Annotated in this window: 14 protein-coding genes and 1 tRNA gene; all 15 read left to right on the top strand. The window is 59.1% G+C overall.

Annotation, left to right across the window (positions count from 1 at the left end):
• On the top strand, positions 1-77 hold a 77-nt coding region (locus tag AC3WLT_RS35495), incomplete at its 5' end, for an EF-Tu C-terminal domain-related protein (protein ID WP_476632765.1).
• A 65-nt stretch (positions 78-142) separates the two neighbouring features.
• A tRNA-Trp gene (locus AC3WLT_RS35490) sits at positions 143-218 on the top strand.
• Positions 219-254: 36 nt separating this feature from the next.
• Positions 255-635 carry a preprotein translocase subunit SecE gene (secE, locus tag AC3WLT_RS35485; protein ID WP_011490062.1) on the top strand — a complete coding sequence of 127 codons (381 nt, stop codon included), beginning with the start codon at positions 255-257 and terminating at the stop codon, positions 633-635.
• Between the two features lies 1 nt (position 636).
• The gene (gene nusG / locus AC3WLT_RS35480) at positions 637-1,194 is read left to right on the top strand and encodes a transcription termination/antitermination protein NusG (protein WP_075303275.1); all 558 of its coding nucleotides are present in this window, start codon (positions 637-639) and stop codon (positions 1,192-1,194) included.
• Between the two features lie 165 nt (positions 1,195-1,359).
• A complete protein-coding gene (gene rplK / locus AC3WLT_RS35475; RefSeq protein WP_492596243.1) occupies positions 1,360-1,791 on the top strand; it encodes a 50S ribosomal protein L11 in 432 nt (143 codons plus the stop codon).
• Positions 1,792-2,490: a 50S ribosomal protein L1 gene (gene rplA / locus AC3WLT_RS35470; RefSeq protein WP_410838303.1), complete on the top strand. Its 699-nt coding sequence runs from the start codon at positions 1,792-1,794 to the stop codon at positions 2,488-2,490.
• 302 nt (positions 2,491-2,792) lie between these two features.
• Positions 2,793-3,296 (top strand): 50S ribosomal protein L10, encoded by a 504-nt coding sequence (gene rplJ / locus AC3WLT_RS35465; RefSeq protein ID WP_115110037.1) that lies wholly within the window; start codon positions 2,793-2,795, stop codon positions 3,294-3,296.
• Positions 3,297-3,359: 63 nt separating this feature from the next.
• Positions 3,360-3,734, top strand: a complete 375-nt coding sequence (gene rplL, locus AC3WLT_RS35460; protein WP_054043372.1) for a 50S ribosomal protein L7/L12 — start codon at positions 3,360-3,362, stop codon at positions 3,732-3,734.
• 369 nt (positions 3,735-4,103) lie between these two features.
• The gene (gene rpoB / locus AC3WLT_RS35455; RefSeq protein WP_492596242.1) at positions 4,104-8,210 is read left to right on the top strand and encodes a DNA-directed RNA polymerase subunit beta; all 4,107 of its coding nucleotides are present in this window, start codon (positions 4,104-4,106) and stop codon (positions 8,208-8,210) included.
• A gap of 21 nt (positions 8,211-8,231) precedes the next feature.
• Positions 8,232-12,470, top strand: coding sequence for a DNA-directed RNA polymerase subunit beta' (gene rpoC, locus AC3WLT_RS35450; RefSeq protein ID WP_492596241.1), 4,239 nt, complete (start codon positions 8,232-8,234; stop codon positions 12,468-12,470).
• Between the two features lie 202 nt (positions 12,471-12,672).
• Positions 12,673-14,520: a DNA helicase RecQ gene (gene recQ / locus AC3WLT_RS35445; protein WP_492596240.1), complete on the top strand. Its 1,848-nt coding sequence runs from the start codon at positions 12,673-12,675 to the stop codon at positions 14,518-14,520.
• Between the two features lie 209 nt (positions 14,521-14,729).
• Positions 14,730-15,110, top strand: a complete 381-nt coding sequence (rpsL, locus tag AC3WLT_RS35440) for a 30S ribosomal protein S12 (RefSeq protein WP_006998493.1) — start codon at positions 14,730-14,732, stop codon at positions 15,108-15,110.
• Positions 15,111-15,289: 179 nt separating this feature from the next.
• Entirely contained in the window at positions 15,290-15,760 is a 471-nt protein-coding gene (gene rpsG, locus AC3WLT_RS35435) for a 30S ribosomal protein S7 (RefSeq protein ID WP_006053291.1), read from the top strand.
• Positions 15,761-15,894: 134 nt separating this feature from the next.
• Entirely contained in the window at positions 15,895-17,997 is a 2,103-nt protein-coding gene (fusA, locus tag AC3WLT_RS35430; RefSeq protein WP_492579419.1) for an elongation factor G, read from the top strand.
• Positions 17,998-18,044: 47 nt separating this feature from the next.
• Positions 18,045-18,142: GTP-binding protein (locus AC3WLT_RS35425; protein WP_033453371.1), on the top strand; the 98-nt coding region annotated here is incomplete at its 3' end.

The raw sequence follows: 18,142 nt of genomic DNA, 5'->3' as shown, positions 1-18,142 counted from the left end.
AAGAAGGTCTGCGTTTCGCAATCCGCGAAGGCGGCCGTACGGTCGGCGCAGGTGTGGTTGCCAAGATTCTCGAGTAACGCCAGATAGTTCTCGTTGATCTGTAGTTTCGGGGTTGGCGGTGTCGTCAGCCCCAAAATGGTTTAGGGGTATAGCTCAACTGGCAGAGCGTCGGTCTCCAAAACCGAAGGTTGGGGGTTCGATTCCCTCTGCCCCTGCCAATTCTCGCGTCGCAAGCGGCGCTTCGTTAAGGTGTTATGGCGAATCCTTCCGTCGAAACTGTAAATACATCCGGCGACAAGCTGATGCTCGTCGCGGGCGTATTGTTGGTCTTGGCCGGGTTCGTGGGGTTCTTCTGGCTCAGTGGCCAGGAATGGTACGTCCGCGGAGCCGCCTTGGCTGTTGGCGCGATCGCGGGTGTTGCAGTCGGTCTTCTCTCTGCGCCCGGCAAGGGTTTCATCGCTTTCGCCAAAGATTCGTACAAGGAAGTCCGTAAGGTTGTTTGGCCGACCCGCAAAGAGGCCACCCAGACAACACTCGTAGTGTTCGGCTTTGTTTTCGTCATGGCGATCTTTCTTTGGGTTAGCGATAAATCCATCGAATGGGCGATTTTCTCGGTGATTCTGGGTTGGAAATGATATGAGCGATACTCCGGCATCCCCGAGCGGCAAACGTTGGTACGTCGTGCACGCCTACTCCGGCATGGAGAAGAGCGTGCAACGCGCGCTTCAGGAGCGCATCGAACGTGCTGGCATGCAAGACCAGTTTGGTCAAATCCTCGTTCCGACTGAAGAAGTGGTCGAGGTGAAGGGCGGTCACAAATCAGTGACCGAACGTCGTTTCTTCCCGGGCTATGTCCTTGTGGAAATGGAAATGACAGACGAAACGTGGCACCTCGTGAAAAACACGGCAAAGGTGACGGGTTTCGTAGGCGGTGCGCGTAATCGCCCGAGCCCGATTTCTCCGCGGGAAGTCGAGAAGATCATGTCGCAAATGCAGGAAGGCGTGGAAAAGCCGCGTCCGAAGACCCTGTTCGAAGTAGGCGAGATGGTGCGGGTCAAGGAGGGTCCGTTCACGGATTTCAACGGCAGCGTCGAAGAAGTGAACTACGAAAAGTCGCGCGTCCGTGTTTCCGTTACAATCTTCGGCCGCGCAACGCCGGTCGAGCTGGAATTCGGCCAGGTCGAAAAGCTGTAATCCAGAATTCTACGGAACGCACCAATCGGTGCGTTCCGTATTTCGCGCTTACGGTCCGCGTAATGGCCGTTGAGGAGCGTAAGTAGTCAGTTTTTCGGCGAACGCGCGCTACTACTCACTGAACGCCTGCATGCACCCATGTGGCGTTCCAAAGAGGTTTTCAACATGGCAAAGAAAATCATTGGCTTTATCAAGCTGCAGATTCCTGCAGGTAAAGCCAACCCGTCGCCGCCGGTCGGTCCGGCACTGGGCCAACGCGGCCTGAACATCATGGAGTTCTGCAAGGCGTTCAACGCGCAGACTCAAGCAATGGAACCGGGTCTGCCGATTCCTGTCGTGATCACCGCGTTCGCGGACAAGAGCTTCACGTTCGTTCTGAAGACGCCGCCGGCTACGGTTCTGATCAAGAAGGCAGCGAAGATCGACAAGGGTTCGAGCAAGCCGCATACAGACAAGGTCGGCAACATCACGCGCGCTCAAGCTGAAGACATCGCTAAGGCCAAGATGCCCGATCTGACGGCAGCTGACCTGGATGCAGCGGTTCGTACGATCGCTGGTAGCGCCCGCTCGATGGGCATCACCGTGGAGGGCGTGTAAATGGCTAAGCTTTCAAAGCGTCTGCAGGCATTTGCAGCCAAGGTCGATCGTCAAAAGCTGTACGCGATCGACGAAGCTCTGTCGATCGTGAAAGAGTGCGCAAGCGCGAAGTTCGACGAGTCGATCGACGTCGCAGTGCAACTCGGCATCGATGCGAAGAAGTCGGACCAAGTGGTTCGTGGCTCGGTCGTGCTGCCGGCTGGTACCGGTAAGTCGGTTCGCGTGGCAGTGTTCGCACAAGGCGAAAAGGCTGAGCAAGCTCGTGCAGCTGGCGCCGAAATCGTCGGTATGGAAGACCTGGCTGAACAGGTCAAGGCCGGCAATCTGAACTTCGACATCGTGATCGCTTCGCCGGACACGATGCGCGTCGTCGGTACACTGGGTCAGATCCTCGGCCCGCGCGGCCTGATGCCGAACCCGAAGGTCGGTACGGTTACGCCGGACGTCGCAACCGCGGTCAAGAACGCCAAGGCTGGTCAGGTGCAATTCCGTGTCGACAAGGCCGGTATTATCCACGCCACCATCGGCCGTGCTTCGTTCGAGCCGACGGCTCTGCGCAGCAACCTGAACGCTCTCGTCGACGCGCTGCAAAAGGCGAAGCCGGCAACGAGCAAGGGTGTGTACCTGCGCAAGGTTGCGCTGTCGAGCACGATGGGCGTTGGCGTTCGCGTTGACCAGGCATCGATCGCAGCACAGTAAGAAATTTCATCGCCTCGATGTGAGTCGAGGCGGTTTTATGGGCTTTGGGCGGTCGCAAGGTGGCAGTCTGCGCCGAGCGACCGGTTGTCAAAGACCGTTGGCGGGAACGCAGCAGGTAGGCGCTCCCTTAATGCAAAGCCAACGCAGATGGCGAACCCGAAAAGGTTTTGTAGTGATGAAACCGTTGGATATCCGCAGTAATGCGGGTGTCGGGCGGTCGAAATACTCCTGACTGGTCGGACGCCGTTATTGAACGCGGTACACAAGGCGCACGCTGCGTGTATCGAATCTGGAGGTTAACCGTGCCACTCAACAAAGAAAGCAAGCAGGCCGTCGTCGCTGAGGTTGCCGCGCAAGTCGCGAAAGCCCAGACCGTGGTTCTGGCTGAGTATCGTGGGATCACGGTTGGCGATCTGACCAAGCTGCGCGCGAAAGCGCGTGAGCAACAGGTTTACCTTCGCGTGTTGAAGAACACGCTGGCGCGTCGCGCTGTCGAAGGTACCCCGTTTGCTCCTTTGGCAGAGCAGATGACCGGTCCCCTGATCTACGGCATCTCGGAAGATGCCATTGCCGCTGCTAAGGTCGTCAACGACTTCGGCAAGAGCAATGACAAGTTGATCATCAAGGCTGGTTCCTACGAAGGCAAGGTGATGGACAAGGCTGGCGTGCAAGCGCTGGCAAACATCCCGAGCCGCGAAGAACTGCTCTCCAAGCTGTTGTACGTTATGCAAGCACCTGTTTCCGGCTTTGCGCGCGCTCTGGCCGCGCTGGCAGAAAAGAAACAAGGCGAAGAAACCGCTGCGTAACGCACTTCAGTCGAGCGTGATTGATCGCTGGCTGTATCCGAATTCAATTTAGGAGTATTTCAAATGGCAATCGCAAAAGATGACATCCTCGAGGCAGTAAGCTCGATGTCGGTTCTGGAACTGAACGAGCTGGTCAAGGCGTTCGAAGAAAAGTTTGGCGTGTCGGCAGCTGCTGTTGCAGTGGCAGGCCCGGCAGGCGGCGGCGCTGCAGCTGCTGCTGAAGAGCAAACCGAATTCACGGTCAACCTGACTGAAGTTGGCGCGAACAAGGTTTCGGTCATTAAGGCTGTTCGCGAACTGACGGGTCTCGGCCTGAAGGAAGCGAAGGACCTGGTCGACGGCGCACCGAAGCCTGTTAAGGAATCGGTACCGAAGGCTGCTGCTGAAGAAGCCAAGAAGAAGCTGGAAGAAGCCGGCGCGAAGGCTGAAATCAAGTAAGTTTCAGCGCGTTGTGCGAAGGCTGGCGGTTTTCCACCGCCGGCCTTTTTGTGCTTTGTGGGGACCACGTTTTTGCCAGCTCGTTTCGGCAAGAACATGACCCCAGAGGCCAAAGAAAACCGCCTTTCGGCAACATTGACCGGCGTTTCTCTTTGTCTTCTGAAGCGACTGCAGAAGGCAAGTTTGGTCGGGTAGCGGGCAACACAGGCATCCGCTGCCGTCAGCCAGCGGTTGGTAGCGGCCAACCACCAAGCTTCTAGGCTCGTTCAAGCCATCGGACGGCCATCGGGTCTCAGTCGGTGAACACTCGGGTTGTCTCATCAAGGTATCCTGCCTCGACAACAATGCCCGCCGTGATTCGGAGATCGTATGCAATATTCCTTCACCGAGAAGAAGCGTATTCGCAAGAGTTTTGCGAAGCGCCCCATCGTTCACCAAGTACCTTTCCTGCTGGCTACCCAGCTTGAATCATTCAGCACTTTTCTGCAAGCCGAAACGTCTTCGACGCAACGCAAGCCGGAAGGTCTGCAAGCAGCATTTACTTCTGTTTTTCCGATCGTCTCGCACAACGGCTTCGCTCGTCTCGAGTTCGTCAGCTACATGCTGTCGCCGCCGGCATTCAACATCAAGGAATGTCAGCAGCGCGGTTTGACGTACTGCTCGGCGCTGCGCGCCAAGGTGCGTCTGGTGCTGCTCGACAAGGAATCGCCGAGCAAGCCGGTCGTCAAGGAAGTGAAGGAACAGGAAGTGTACATGGGCGAAATTCCGCTCATGACGCCGACGGGTTCGTTCGTCATCAACGGCACGGAACGTGTGATCGTTTCGCAGTTGCACCGTTCGCCTGGCGTGTTCTTCGAACACGACAAGGGCAAGACGCACAGCTCGGGCAAGCTCCTGTTCTCGGCACGTATCATTCCTTACCGCGGTTCGTGGCTCGACTTCGAATTCGATCCGAAGGACGTGCTGTACTTCCGCGTCGACCGTCGTCGCAAGATGCCGGTCACGATCCTGCTGAAGGCAATCGGCCTGACGCCGGAACAGATCCTCGCAAACTTCTTCGTGTTCGACAATTTCACGCTGATGCCGGAAGGCGCGCAGATGGAATTCGTGCCGGAGCGTCTGCGTGGTGAAGTCGCACGTTTCGACATTACGGATCGTGACGGCAACGTGATCGTCCAGAAGGACAAGCGGATCAACGCCAAGCACATTCGCGACCTCGACAACGCGAAGACGAAGTTCATCTCGGTACCGGAAGACTATCTGCTCGGCCGCGTGCTGGCGAAGAACGTCGTCGACGGCGACACCGGTGAAGTCATCGCCAACGCGAACGACGAAATCACCGAAACCGTCCTCGAAAAGCTCCGCGAATCGAAGATCAAAGACATTCAGACGCTCTACACGAACGATCTGGATCAAGGCCCGTACATTTCGTCGACGCTGCGTATCGACGAAACCGCGGACAAGATGGCCGCGCGCATCGCGATCTACCGCATGATGCGCCCGGGTGAACCGCCGACCGAAGAAGCGGTCGAGGCGCTGTTCAACCGCCTGTTCTACAGCGAAGACGCATACGACCTGTCCAAGGTGGGCCGTATGAAGTTCAATCGCCGCGTGGGCCGCGACGAGATCGTCGGACCGATGACGCTGCAAGACGACGACATCCTCGCAACGATCAAGATCCTGGTCGAACTGCGTAACGGCAAGGGCGAAGTGGACGATATCGACCACTTGGGCAATCGTCGTGTGCGTTGCGTCGGCGAACTGGCGGAAAACCAGTTCCGCGCAGGTCTCGTGCGTGTCGAACGTGCTGTGAAGGAACGCCTCGGCCAGGCCGAAAGCGAAAACCTGATGCCGCACGACCTGATCAACTCGAAGCCGATTTCGTCGGCGATTCGCGAGTTCTTCGGTTCGTCGCAGCTGTCGCAGTTCATGGACCAAACGAACCCGCTGTCGGAAATCACCCACAAGCGCCGTGTTTCGGCTCTTGGCCCGGGCGGTTTGACGCGTGAGCGCGCTGGCTTTGAAGTCCGCGACGTGCACCCGACCCACTACGGCCGTGTGTGTCCGATTGAAACGCCGGAAGGTCCGAACATCGGCCTGATCAACTCGCTCGCACTGTACGCGCACCTGAACGAATACGGCTTCCTCGAAACGCCGTATCGCAAGGTCGTGGACAGCAAGGTGACCGATCAGATCGACTATCTGTCGGCGATCGAAGAAGGCCGCTACGTGATCGCTCAGGCGAACGCGGCTGTGGCAGCTGACGGCTCGCTGACCGACGAACTGGTGTCGTCGCGTGAAGCGGGCGAAACGCTGATGGTCACGCCGGACCGCATCCAGTACATGGACGTGGCGCCGTCGCAGATCGTGTCGGTGGCAGCATCGCTGATTCCGTTCCTCGAGCACGATGACGCGAACCGCGCATTGATGGGTTCGAACATGCAGCGTCAGGCTGTGCCGTGTCTGCGTCCTGAAAAGGCCGTGGTGGGTACGGGTATCGAACGCACCGTGGCAGTCGACTCGGGTACGACGGTTCAGGCATTCCGCGGCGGTGTGGTCGATTACGTCGACGCAGGCCGTATGGTGATCCGCGTGAACGACGATGAAGCCGTTGCTGGCGACGTCGGCGTGGACATCTACAACCTGATCAAGTACACGCGTTCGAACCAGAACACGAACATCAACCAGCGCCCGATCGTGAAGGTCGGCGATATCGTGTCGCGTGGCGACGTGCTGGCTGACGTTGCATCGACCGACCTCGGCGAACTGGCTCTCGGCCAGAACATGCTGGTCGCGTTCATGCCGTGGAACGGCTACAACTTCGAAGACTCGATTTTGATCTCGGAGAAGGTGGTTGCCGACGACCGTTACACGTCGATTCATATCGAAGAACTGAACGTCGTTGCTCGCGATACGAAGCTCGGACCGGAAGAAATCACGCGCGACATCTCGAACCTGGCTGAAGTGCAACTCGGCCGTCTCGACGAGTCGGGCATTGTCTACATCGGCGCGGAAGTCGAAGCAGGCGATGTGCTGGTCGGCAAGGTTACGCCGAAGGGCGAAACCCAGCTGACGCCGGAAGAAAAGCTGCTGCGCGCGATCTTCGGTGAGAAGGCTTCGGACGTGAAGGACACGTCGCTGCGCGTGCCGTCGGGCATGAGCGGCACGGTCATCGACGTTCAAGTGTTCACGCGTGAAGGCATTCAGCGCGACAAGCGTGCACAACAGATCATCGACGATGAGCTGAAGCGTTATCGCCTCGACCTGAACGACCAGCTGCGTATCGTGGAAGGCGACGCATTCCAGCGTCTCGCACGTATGCTGACCGGCAAGGTCGCGAACGGCGGTCCGAAGAAGCTCGCGAAGGGTACGAAGATCGAACAGGCTTACCTGGAAGATCTCGACCACTACCACTGGTTCGACATCCGCCTCGCGGACGAAGAAGCAGCGGCACAGCTCGAAGCTATCAAGGACTCGATCGAACAGAAGCGTCACCAGTTCGATCTGGCGTTCGAAGAAAAGCGCAAGAAGCTCACGCAAGGCGACGAACTGCCGCCGGGCGTGCTGAAGATGGTCAAGGTGTATCTGGCAGTCAAGCGCCGTCTGCAGCCTGGCGACAAGATGGCCGGCCGTCACGGTAACAAGGGTGTGGTGTCGAAGATCGTTCCGATCGAAGACATGCCGTACATGGCCGATGGCCGTCCGGCTGACGTCGTGCTCAATCCGCTCGGCGTGCCGTCGCGGATGAACGTGGGTCAGGTTCTCGAAGTGCATCTGGGTTGGGCCGCGAAGGGTCTCGGCTGGCGTATCGGCGAAATGCTGCAGCGTCAGGCGAAGATCGCTGAACTGCGCGAATTCCTGACCAAGATCTACAACGAGTCGGGCCGCGCTGAAGAGCTGGACAGCTTCACGGACGACGAAATCGTCGAACTGGCGAAGAACCTGCGCGAAGGCGTGCCGTTCGCAACGCCGGTGTTCGACGGTGCGACTGAAGAAGAAATGTCGCGCGCGCTGGATCTGGCATTCCCGGACGACATCGCGAAGCAACTCGGCATGACGCCGTCGAAGAACCAGGTGCGTCTGTATGACGGCCGCACGGGTGAGATGTTCGAACGCACGGTGACTGTCGGCTACATGCATTACCTGAAGCTGCACCACCTGGTCGACGACAAGATGCACGCGCGTTCAACGGGCCCGTACTCGCTCGTTACGCAGCAGCCGTTGGGCGGTAAGGCGCAGTTCGGTGGCCAGCGTTTCGGTGAAATGGAAGTGTGGGCGCTCGAAGCGTACGGCGCATCGTACGTGCTGCAGGAAATGCTGACTGTGAAGTCGGATGACGTGGCGGGCCGGACCAAGGTTTACGAGAACCTGGTCAAGGGCGATCACGTGATCGATGCCGGCATGCCTGAGTCGTTCAATGTGTTGGTGAAGGAAATCCGGTCGCTCGGTATCGACATCGACCTGGACCGGAACTAATCGGACTACTGGAGAGAAGCGATGAAAGCTTTGCTCGATCTATTCAAGCAAGTCCAACAACCTGAAGTTTTTGACGCGATCAAGATCGGTCTGGCCTCGCCAGACAAGATCCGTTCGTGGTCGTTCGGTGAAGTGAAGAAGCCGGAAACCATCAACTACCGGACGTTCAAGCCGGAACGCGATGGTCTGTTCTGCGCGAAGATCTTCGGGCCGATCAAAGACTACGAATGCCTTTGCGGCAAGTACAAGCGCCTGAAGCACCGCGGCGTGATCTGCGAAAAGTGCGGCGTCGAAGTGACGCTGGCGAAGGTGCGTCGCGAACGGATGGGCCACATTGAACTGGCCTCGCCGGTTGCGCACATCTGGTTCCTGAAGTCTCTGCCGTCGCGTCTGGGCATGGTGCTCGACATGACGCTGCGTGACATCGAACGCGTGCTGTACTTCGAAGCATACGTGGTGATCGATCCGGGCATGACGCCGCTGAAAGCGCGGCAGATCATGACCGAAGAGGATTACTACAACAAGGTCGAAGAGTACGGTGACGAATTCCGTGCCGAGATGGGAGCGGAAGGCGTGCGTGAACTGCTGCGCGCGATCAACATCGACGAACAGGTCGAGATGCTCCGTACCGAACTCAAGAACACGGGTTCGGAAGCGAAGATCAAGAAGTACGCGAAGCGCCTGAAGGTGCTCGAGGCTTTCCAACGTTCGGGCATCAAGCCTGACTGGATGGTGCTCGAAGTGCTGCCGGTGCTGCCGCCGGAACTGCGTCCGCTGGTGCCGCTGGATGGCGGCCGCTTCGCGACATCGGACCTGAACGACCTGTATCGCCGCGTGATCAACCGTAACAACCGGTTGAAGCGTCTGCTCGAATTGAAGGCGCCTGAAATCATCGTCCGCAACGAAAAGCGGATGCTGCAGGAAGCCGTCGATTCGCTGCTCGACAACGGCCGTCGCGGTAAGGCGATGACCGGCGCGAACAAGCGTCCGCTGAAGTCGCTCGCTGACATGATCAAGGGTAAGGGCGGTCGTTTCCGTCAGAACTTGCTCGGTAAGCGCGTTGACTATTCGGGCCGTTCGGTGATCGTGGTCGGCCCGACGCTCAAGCTGCATCAGTGCGGCCTGCCGAAGCTGATGGCGCTCGAACTGTTCAAGCCTTTCATCTTCAACAAGCTGGAAGTGATGGGTGTTGCTACCACCATCAAGGCCGCGAAGAAAGAAGTCGAGAACCAGACCGCCGTGGTGTGGGACATCCTCGAAGAGGTGATCCGCGAGCATCCGGTCATGCTGAACCGTGCGCCGACGCTGCACCGCCTTGGCATTCAGGCTTTCGAGCCGGTGCTGATCGAAGGTAAGGCTATCCAGCTGCACCCGCTCGTTTGCGCGGCGTTCAACGCCGACTTCGATGGTGACCAGATGGCTGTTCACGTGCCGTTGTCGCTCGAAGCGCAGATGGAAGCGCGTACGCTGATGCTGGCGTCGAACAACATCCTGTTCCCGGCCAACGGCGATCCGTCGATCGTGCCGTCGCAGGATATCGTGCTCGGCCTGTACTACGCGACGCGTGAAGCAGTGAACGCCAAGGGCGAAGGCCTGACGTTCACCGGCGTGTCGGAAGCGCTGCGTGCGTACGAGAACAAGGAAGTCGAGCTGGCCTCGCGCGTCAACGTGCGGATCACGGAAATGGTCCACAACGAAGACAAGTCGGAAGGTGCGCCGGCGTTCGTGCCGAAGATCTCGCTGTACGCGACAACCGTTGGCCGCGCAATCCTGTCGGAAATCCTTCCTCCGGGCCTGCCGTTCTCGGTGCTGAACAAGCCTCTGAAGAAGAAGGAAATCTCGCGCCTCATCAACACCGCATTCCGCAAGTGCGGTCTGCGTGAAACGGTGATTTTCGCCGACCAGTTGATGCAGTCGGGTTTCCGTCTGGCAACTCGCGCTGGTATTTCGATCTGCGTGGACGACATGCTCGTACCGCCGCAAAAAGAACAGATCGTCGGCGACGCCGCGAAGAAGGTGAAGGAATACGACCGTCAGTACATGTCGGGTCTCGTCACGTCGCAAGAGCGCTACAACAACGTCGTTGACATCTGGTCGGCAACGTCGGAAGCGGTCGGCAAGGCGATGATGGAACAGCTGTCGACGGAACCGGTGGTCGATCGCGACGGCAACGAAACGCGTCAGGAGTCGTTCAACTCCATCTACATGATGGCTGACTCGGGTGCTCGTGGTTCCGCAGTTCAGATTCGTCAGCTGGCCGGTATGCGTGGCCTGATGGCGAAACCGGACGGCTCGATTATCGAGACGCCGATTACGGCGAACTTCCGCGAAGGCCTGAACGTGTTGCAGTACTTCATCTCGACCCACGGTGCACGTAAGGGTCTGGCTGATACGGCACTGAAGACGGCAAACTCGGGTTATCTGACGCGTCGTCTGGTCGACGTGACGCAGGACCTGGTGGTGGTCGAGGACGATTGCGGTACGTCCAATGGCGTCGCCATGAAGGCGTTGGTCGAAGGCGGTGAAGTCGTCGAAGCGCTGCGTGACCGTATTCTCGGTCGCGTGACGGTGGCTGACGTCGTCAATCCGGAATCGCAGGAAACGCTGTACGAAACGGGCACGTTGCTCGACGAAGACGCGGTCGAAGAAATCGAACGCCTCGGCATCGACGAAGTGCGCGTGCGTACGCCGCTGACTTGCGAAACGCGTTACGGTCTGTGCGCGGCCTGCTACGGCCGCGACCTGGGTCGTGGCTCGTCGGTCAACGTTGGCGAAGCAGTCGGCGTGATCGCTGCTCAGTCGATCGGTGAACCGGGCACGCAGCTCACGATGCGTACGTTCCACATCGGTGGTGCGGCATCGCGTGCAGCAGTGGCTTCGTCGGTTGAAGCGAAGTCGAACGGTACGGTGCGTTTCACGGCGACCATGCGTTACGTCACCAACGCGAAGGGCGAGCAGATCGTCATCTCGCGTTCGGGCGAAGCAATGATCACCGACGACCACGGCCGCGAGCGCGAACGTCACAAGGTGCCGTACGGCGCGACGCTGTTGCAGCTGGACGGCGCGCAGATCAAGGCCGGCACGCAACTGGCGACGTGGGATCCGATGACGCGTCCGATCATCACCGAGTACGGTGGTACGGTGAAGTTCGAAAACGTCGAAGAAGGCGTGACGGTTGCCAAGCAGATCGACGATGTGACGGGTCTCTCGACGCTGGTCGTGATCGACGTGAAGCGCCGCGGTTCGCAAGCGTCGAAGACGGTGCGTCCGCAGGTCAAGCTGCTCGACGCGAACGGCGAAGAAGTCAAGATCCCGAACACCGAGCACTCGGTGCAGATCGGCTTCCAGGTCGGCGCTCTGATCACCGTGAAGGACGGTCAGCAAGTGCAGGTCGGTGAAGTGCTCGCACGTATCCCGGTTGAATCGCAGAAAACGCGTGACATTACCGGTGGTCTGCCGCGAGTGGCCGAACTGTTCGAAGCGCGCTCGCCGAAGGACGCCGGCATTCTGGCGGAAGTCACGGGCACGACGTCGTTCGGTAAGGACACGAAGGGCAAGCAGCGTCTCGTTATCACGGACCTCGAAGGCAATCAGCACGAGTTCCTGATCGCGAAGGAAAAGCAGGTTCTGGTGCACGATGGTCAGGTCGTCAACAAGGGCGAAATGATCGTCGACGGGCCGGCTGATCCGCACGACATTCTGCGGTTGCAGGGCGTCGAAGCGCTGGCGCGCTACATCGTTGACGAAGTGCAGGACGTGTATCGTCTGCAGGGCGTGAAGATCAATGACAAGCACATTGAAGTGATCGTCCGTCAGATGCTGCGCCGTGTGCAGATCGTCGATAACGGTGACACGCGCTTCATCATGGGCGAGCAAGTTGAGCGTTCGGATATGCTCGACGAGAACGACCGGATGGCTGCGGAAGACAAGATCCCGGCAACCTACGAAAACGTCTTGCTCGGTATCACGAAGGCGTCGCTGTCGACCGATTCGTTCATCTCCGCGGCATCGTTCCAGGAAACGACCCGCGTGCTGACCGAAGCGGCGATCATGGGCAAGCGCGACGATCTGCGTGGCCTGAAGGAAAACGTGATCGTCGGCCGTCTGATTCCGGCCGGTACGGGTCTCGCGTTCCACAAGGCACGCAAGAGCAAGGAACTGTCCGACCGCGAGCGTTTCGATCAGATCGCAGCGGAAGAGTCGTTCGAATTCGGTACGCCGGAAACCCCGGCCGCCGAACAGCAGCACTCAGGCGAGTAAGTCCCGGCGGCGCAAGCCGCCTGGGCTCACCAGCCAGCGAAGCCGCTCAGTTTCAACTGAGCGGCTTTTTTTATGCGCCTCATTTTTGTGCGGTTTTGTGGATTCGTCGGCCAAACGGCTAACGTTTGTGCAAAGCGCGGGCGCAGCACGAATGCGTTGGTAAAATTCGTGTCACCGGCATTACGCTGCTTCTCTCAAATTCATGTCCCGTCCGCTCGAAATCCTCAACGAAGTCTTCGGTTACCCTGCGTTCAGAGGACAGCAGGGCGAAATTGTCGAGCACGTCGCCGGCGGCGGCGATTGCCTCGTGCTGATGCCGACGGGCGGCGGTAAGTCGCTGTGCTATCAGATTCCGTCGCTCGTGCGGCGCGAGGGCGGCTTCGGCGCGGGCATCGTCGTTTCGCCGCTGATTGCGCTGATGCAGGACCAGGTCGCCGCGCTGAAGGAAGTCGGTGTGCGAGCGGCCTATCTGAACTCGACGCTGTCGAGTGCCGAAGCGATGGCCACCGAACGCGCGCTGCGCGAAGGCGATATCGATCTGCTCTACGTGGCGCCGGAACGCCTGATGACACCCCGTTTTCAGGAACTGCTAGAGCGCACGCGCATTGGGCTGTTCGCAATCGACGAAGCGCATTGCGTGTCGCAATGGGGCCACGATTTCCGTCCTGAATATATTCAGCTATCGGTGCTGCACGAGCGCTTCCCGAACGTGCCGCGCATTGCGCTCACCGCCACCGCGGATGCGATTACGCGTGACGAAATCATCCACCGTCTCGCGCTGGATGACGCGCGCATCTTCGTCTCGAGTTTCGATCGGCCCAATATCCGTTACCGCATCGTCGAGAAAGACAATGCGCGCGCTCAACTGCTCGACTTCATTCGCGCCGAACATTCGAAGCCGGACGGCACGACCGACGCCGGCGTGGTGTATTGCCTGTCGCGCCGCAAGGTCGAAGAAACCGCGGAGTGGCTCAAGGAAAAGGGCATGCGCGCGCTCCCGTATCACGCCGGCATGGAGTTCGAAATCCGCCAGAGGCATCAGGAGATGTTCCAGCGCGAGGAAGGCATTGTGATGTGCGCCACGATTGCGTTCGGCATGGGTATCGACAAGCCGGACGTGCGCTTTGTGGCTCACCTCGATTTGCCGAAGAGCGTCGAAGGGTACTACCAGGAAACGGGTCGTGCAGGCCGCGATGGCATGCCGGCCAATGCGTGGATGGCATACGGCCTCGGCGACGTCGTGCAGCAGCGCAAGATGATCGATGAATCCGATGCCGATGACGCGCATAAGCGCGTGCAGACCAGCAAGCTCGATGCGTTGCTCGGTCTGTGCGAGGCGGCGACCTGCCGGCGGGTGCGGTTGCTTGCATATTTCGGCGAGTCGAGCAAGCCGTGCGGCAACTGCGATAACTGTCTCGAGCCGCCGGACACGTGGGATGCGACGCGCGAAGCGCAGATGGCGTTGTCGTGCGTGTTCCGCGCGCAGCGGGCGAGCGGCTTTCACTTCGGCGCCGGTCACCTGATCGATATCCTGCGGGGCAATCGCAGCGAGAAAATCACGCAGCGCGGTCACGAAAAGCTCACCACGTTCGGAATCGGCGCGGCGCTTGGCGAGCCGGAGTGGCGCGCCGTGTTTCGCCAACTCGTCGCATTCGGCTATCTAACCGTCGACCACGAAGGATTTGGCTCGCTAGTGCTCACTGAGGCCAGCAAACCGGTGTTGAAGAGTGAGCAGAACGTCACGATGCGCCGCTACGTGAAGCCCACACGCACGCGGCAATCGTCTGGCCGCACAAGCGAGCGCGCCGACCCGACGATCGGTATGGGGCCGCGCGAACGCGCCCGCTGGGAGCGCTTGCGCGCCTGGCGCACCGAAACGGCGAAAAGCGACGGTGTGCCGGCCTACGTTATCTTCCACGACGCCACCTTGGCGGAAATCGCCCGTAGCGGCCCCGATTCCATCGAGGATTTGCGTGGTATTCCGGGCATGGGCGCCCGCAAACTCGACCGTTTCGGCGACGAGTTGCTGGAAGTCGTCGCCGCCGATTGAGCACCTCGAAAGTCGGCAGGGCTGCGAAGCATCGCAACCTGTTGACTCCCTTAGTATTTTCGGAATATTATGCTAGGTTCCGGTTCTTGGGATGCCTGCGCGCGGAGTCAATTCGTGCGCAAGCGATCTAGTCCGGAGTTCGATGCGCAATCGTTTCTGCTTTGCCCGGAAACAGATGCGTCGATTTTGTTCAATTTCAGGAATAAACAATGCCAACCATCAATCAACTGGTTCGCAAAGGCCGCGCGTCGGAAACGACGAAGAGCAAGAGCCCGGCTTTGCAGGACTGCCCCCAGCGTCGCGGTGTGTGCACCCGTGTGTACACCACGACGCCGAAGAAGCCGAACTCGGCACTCCGTAAGGTTGCTAAGGTTCGTCTGACGAACGGCTTCGAAGTCATTTCGTACATCGGTGGTGAAGGCCACAACCTGCAGGAACACTCGGTCGTGCTGATTCGCGGCGGCCGTGTCAAGGACTTGCCGGGTGTGCGTTACCACATGGTTCGCGGCTCGCTGGATACCCAGGGCGTCAAGGATCGTAAGCAGGCTCGCTCGAAGTACGGTGCGAAGCGTGCCAAGGCTGGCAAGTAATAGTCAGTCAGTAGTTTCAGGTCGCCTGCAAAGGCGGTATTAGCGGTGGTGCCGGATTCGCCGGTGCTGTCGAGTAAGTGGTCACCCGACCAGGCTGGTAAGTCGTTAGAGATGAATCGGGTTAGTTGGTGGCCGCGGGGCTGATAAGCAGCTCCAACTGAAAAGTTAAAGGAAGAAACATGCCGCGTCGTCGCGAAGTCCCCAAGCGGGAAGTGTTGCCGGATCCGAAGTTCGGTAACGTAGATGTAGCTAAATTCATGAACGTGCTGATGCTCTCCGGCAAGAAGTCGGTTGCCGAGCGTATCGTGTACGGCGCTTTCGAACAGATCCAGACCAAGGGTGGCAAGGACCCGCTGGAAGTGTTCACGGTGGCGCTCAACAACGTCAAGCCGGTGGTGGAAGTGAAGAGCCGCCGCGTTGGTGGTGCGAACTATCAGGTTCCGGTCGAAGTGCGTCCGTCGCGTCGTATGGCATTGGCGATGCGTTGGTTGCGTGAAGCCGCGAAGAAGCGCAGCGAAAAGTCGATGGCCCTGCGCCTGGCAGGTGAACTCTCCGAAGCGGCCGAAGGCCGTGGCGGCGCGATGAAAAAGCGCGACGAAGTTCACCGGATGGCAGAAGCCAACAAGGCGTTCTCGCACTTCCGTTTCTAAGCTTCCCGAACCCGGGTTTAGCAGAAAAAGCGGAAAGAAATTCCGGGCGGGTGCGCTTACAAAGCGCCTCGCCCGTTTGTGTTACAGCGCGATGGGTATTTTCTCGCATCGCGTCATCCCAATAGAGGATCAAAGTGGCTCGCAAGACACCTATCGAGCGCTACCGTAACATCGGTATTAGCGCTCACATCGACGCCGGCAAAACGACGACGACCGAGCGCATCCTGTTCTACACCGGCGTGAACCACAAGATTGGTGAAGTGCACGACGGCGCTGCCACCATGGACTGGATGGAGCAGGAGCAGGAACGCGGCATCACGATCACGTCCGCTGCTACCACGGCATTCTGGAAAGGCATGGCCGGCGACCGCGCTGAGCACCGCATCAACATCATCGACACCCCGGGCCACGTCGACTTCACGATTGAAGTTGAGCGCTCGATGCGCGTGCTCGACGGTGCATGCATGGTGTACTGCGCTGTGGGCGGCGTTCAGCCCCAGTCGGAAACCGTGTGGCGCCAGGCTAACAAGTACAAGGTTCCCCGTCTCGCGTTCATCAACAAGATGGACCGTACCGGCGCGAACTTCTTCAAGGTCTACGACCAGCTCAAGCTGCGTCTGAAGGCGAACCCGGTTCCGGTCGTGGTGCCTATCGGCGCGGAAGAAAACTTCACGGGCGTCGTCGATCTGCTGAAGATGAAGGCGATCATTTGGGACGACGCGTCGCAAGGCACGAAGTTCTCGTACGAAGAGATCCCGGCGGAACTGCTCGACTCGTGCAACGAGTGGCGCGAGAAGATGGTCGAAGCGGCTGCTGAGTCGAACGAAGACCTGATGAACAAGTACCTCGAAGAGGGCGAGCTGACGGAAGCGGAGATCGTCAAGGGTCTGCGCGACCGCACAATCGCTTGCGAAATCCAGCCGATGCTGTGCGGTACCGCGTTCAAGAACAAGGGCGTGCAACGTATGCTGGACGCCGTGCTCGACTTCCTGCCGTCGCCGATCGACATCCCGCCGGTTACCGGCGAGCTGGAAAACGGTGAGCAAGGTGAGCGCCGCGCTGCTGACGACGAAAAGTTCTCGGCACTGGCATTCAAGATCATGACGGATCCGTTCGTCGGCCAGTTGATCTTCTTCCGTGTGTACTCGGGCGTTGTGAATTCGGGCGACACGGTGCTGAACGCGACCAAGGACAAGAAGGAGCGTCTGGGTCGTATTCTGCAGATGCACGCGAACCAGCGCGAAGAAATCAAGGAAGTGCGCGCAGGCGACATCGCTGCAGCAGTCGGCCTGAAGGACGCGACGACTGGCGACACGCTGTGCGATCCGCAAAGCCCGATCGTGCTCGAGCGCATGATTTTCCCGGAGCCGGTGATTTCGCAGGCTGTTGAGCCGAAGACGAAGCCGGACCAGGAAAAGATGGGTCTGGCCCTGAACCGTCTGGCTCAGGAAGATCCGTCGTTCCGCGTTCAAACGGACGAAGAATCGGGTCAAACCATTATTTCGGGCATGGGCGAGCTCCACCTGGAAATTCTGGTTGACCGGATGAAGCGTGAATTCGGCGTCGAGGCAACCGTCGGCAAGCCGCAAGTGGCGTATCGTGAAACGATCCGCGGCAAGGCGGTAGACGTCGACGGCAAGTTCGTCAAGCAGTCGGGTGGTCGCGGCCAGTACGGTCACGCGGTCATCACGCTCGAGCCGAATGAGCAGGGCAAGGGCTATGAGTTCCTGGACGAGATCAAGGGCGGTGTGATTCCGCGTGAATACATCCCGGCAGTCGACAAGGGTATCCAGGAAACGCTGAAGGCTGGCGTGCTGGCAGGCTTCCCGGTCGTTGACGTGAAGGTTCACCTGACGTTCGGTTCGTACCACGACGTTGACTCGAACGAAAATGCGTTCCGCATGGCCGGTTCGATGGCGTTCAAGGAAGCAATGCGCAAGGCGCAGCCGGTCATCCTCGAGCCGATGATGGCTGTGGAAGTCGAAACGCCGGAAGACTATATGGGCAACGTGATGGGCGACCTGTCGGGCCGTCGCGGTATTGTTCAGGGCATGGAAGACATGATTGGCGGCGGCAAGATCGTTCGCGCCGAAGTGCCGCTGTCGGAAATGTTTGGCTACTCGACGTCGCTGCGTTCGCTGAGCCAGGGTCGTGCAACGTACACGATGGAGTTCAAGCACTACTCCGAAGCACCGCGCAACGTGTCTGAAGCGATCATCAACGCGAAGTCGAAGTAATCGCGCGGCAAGTCATTCAACGATTAACTTTTTGAAAGAAGAGAAACATGGCTAAAGGTAAATTCGAACGGACCAAGCCGCACGTGAACGTCGGCACGATCGGTCACGTTGACCACGGCAAGACCACGCTGACGGCAGCGATCAC

Source organism: Paraburkholderia sp. FW306-2-2C-D06C (assembly GCF_058781505.1).
This window is presented reverse-complemented; position numbering and strand designations above follow the sequence as displayed.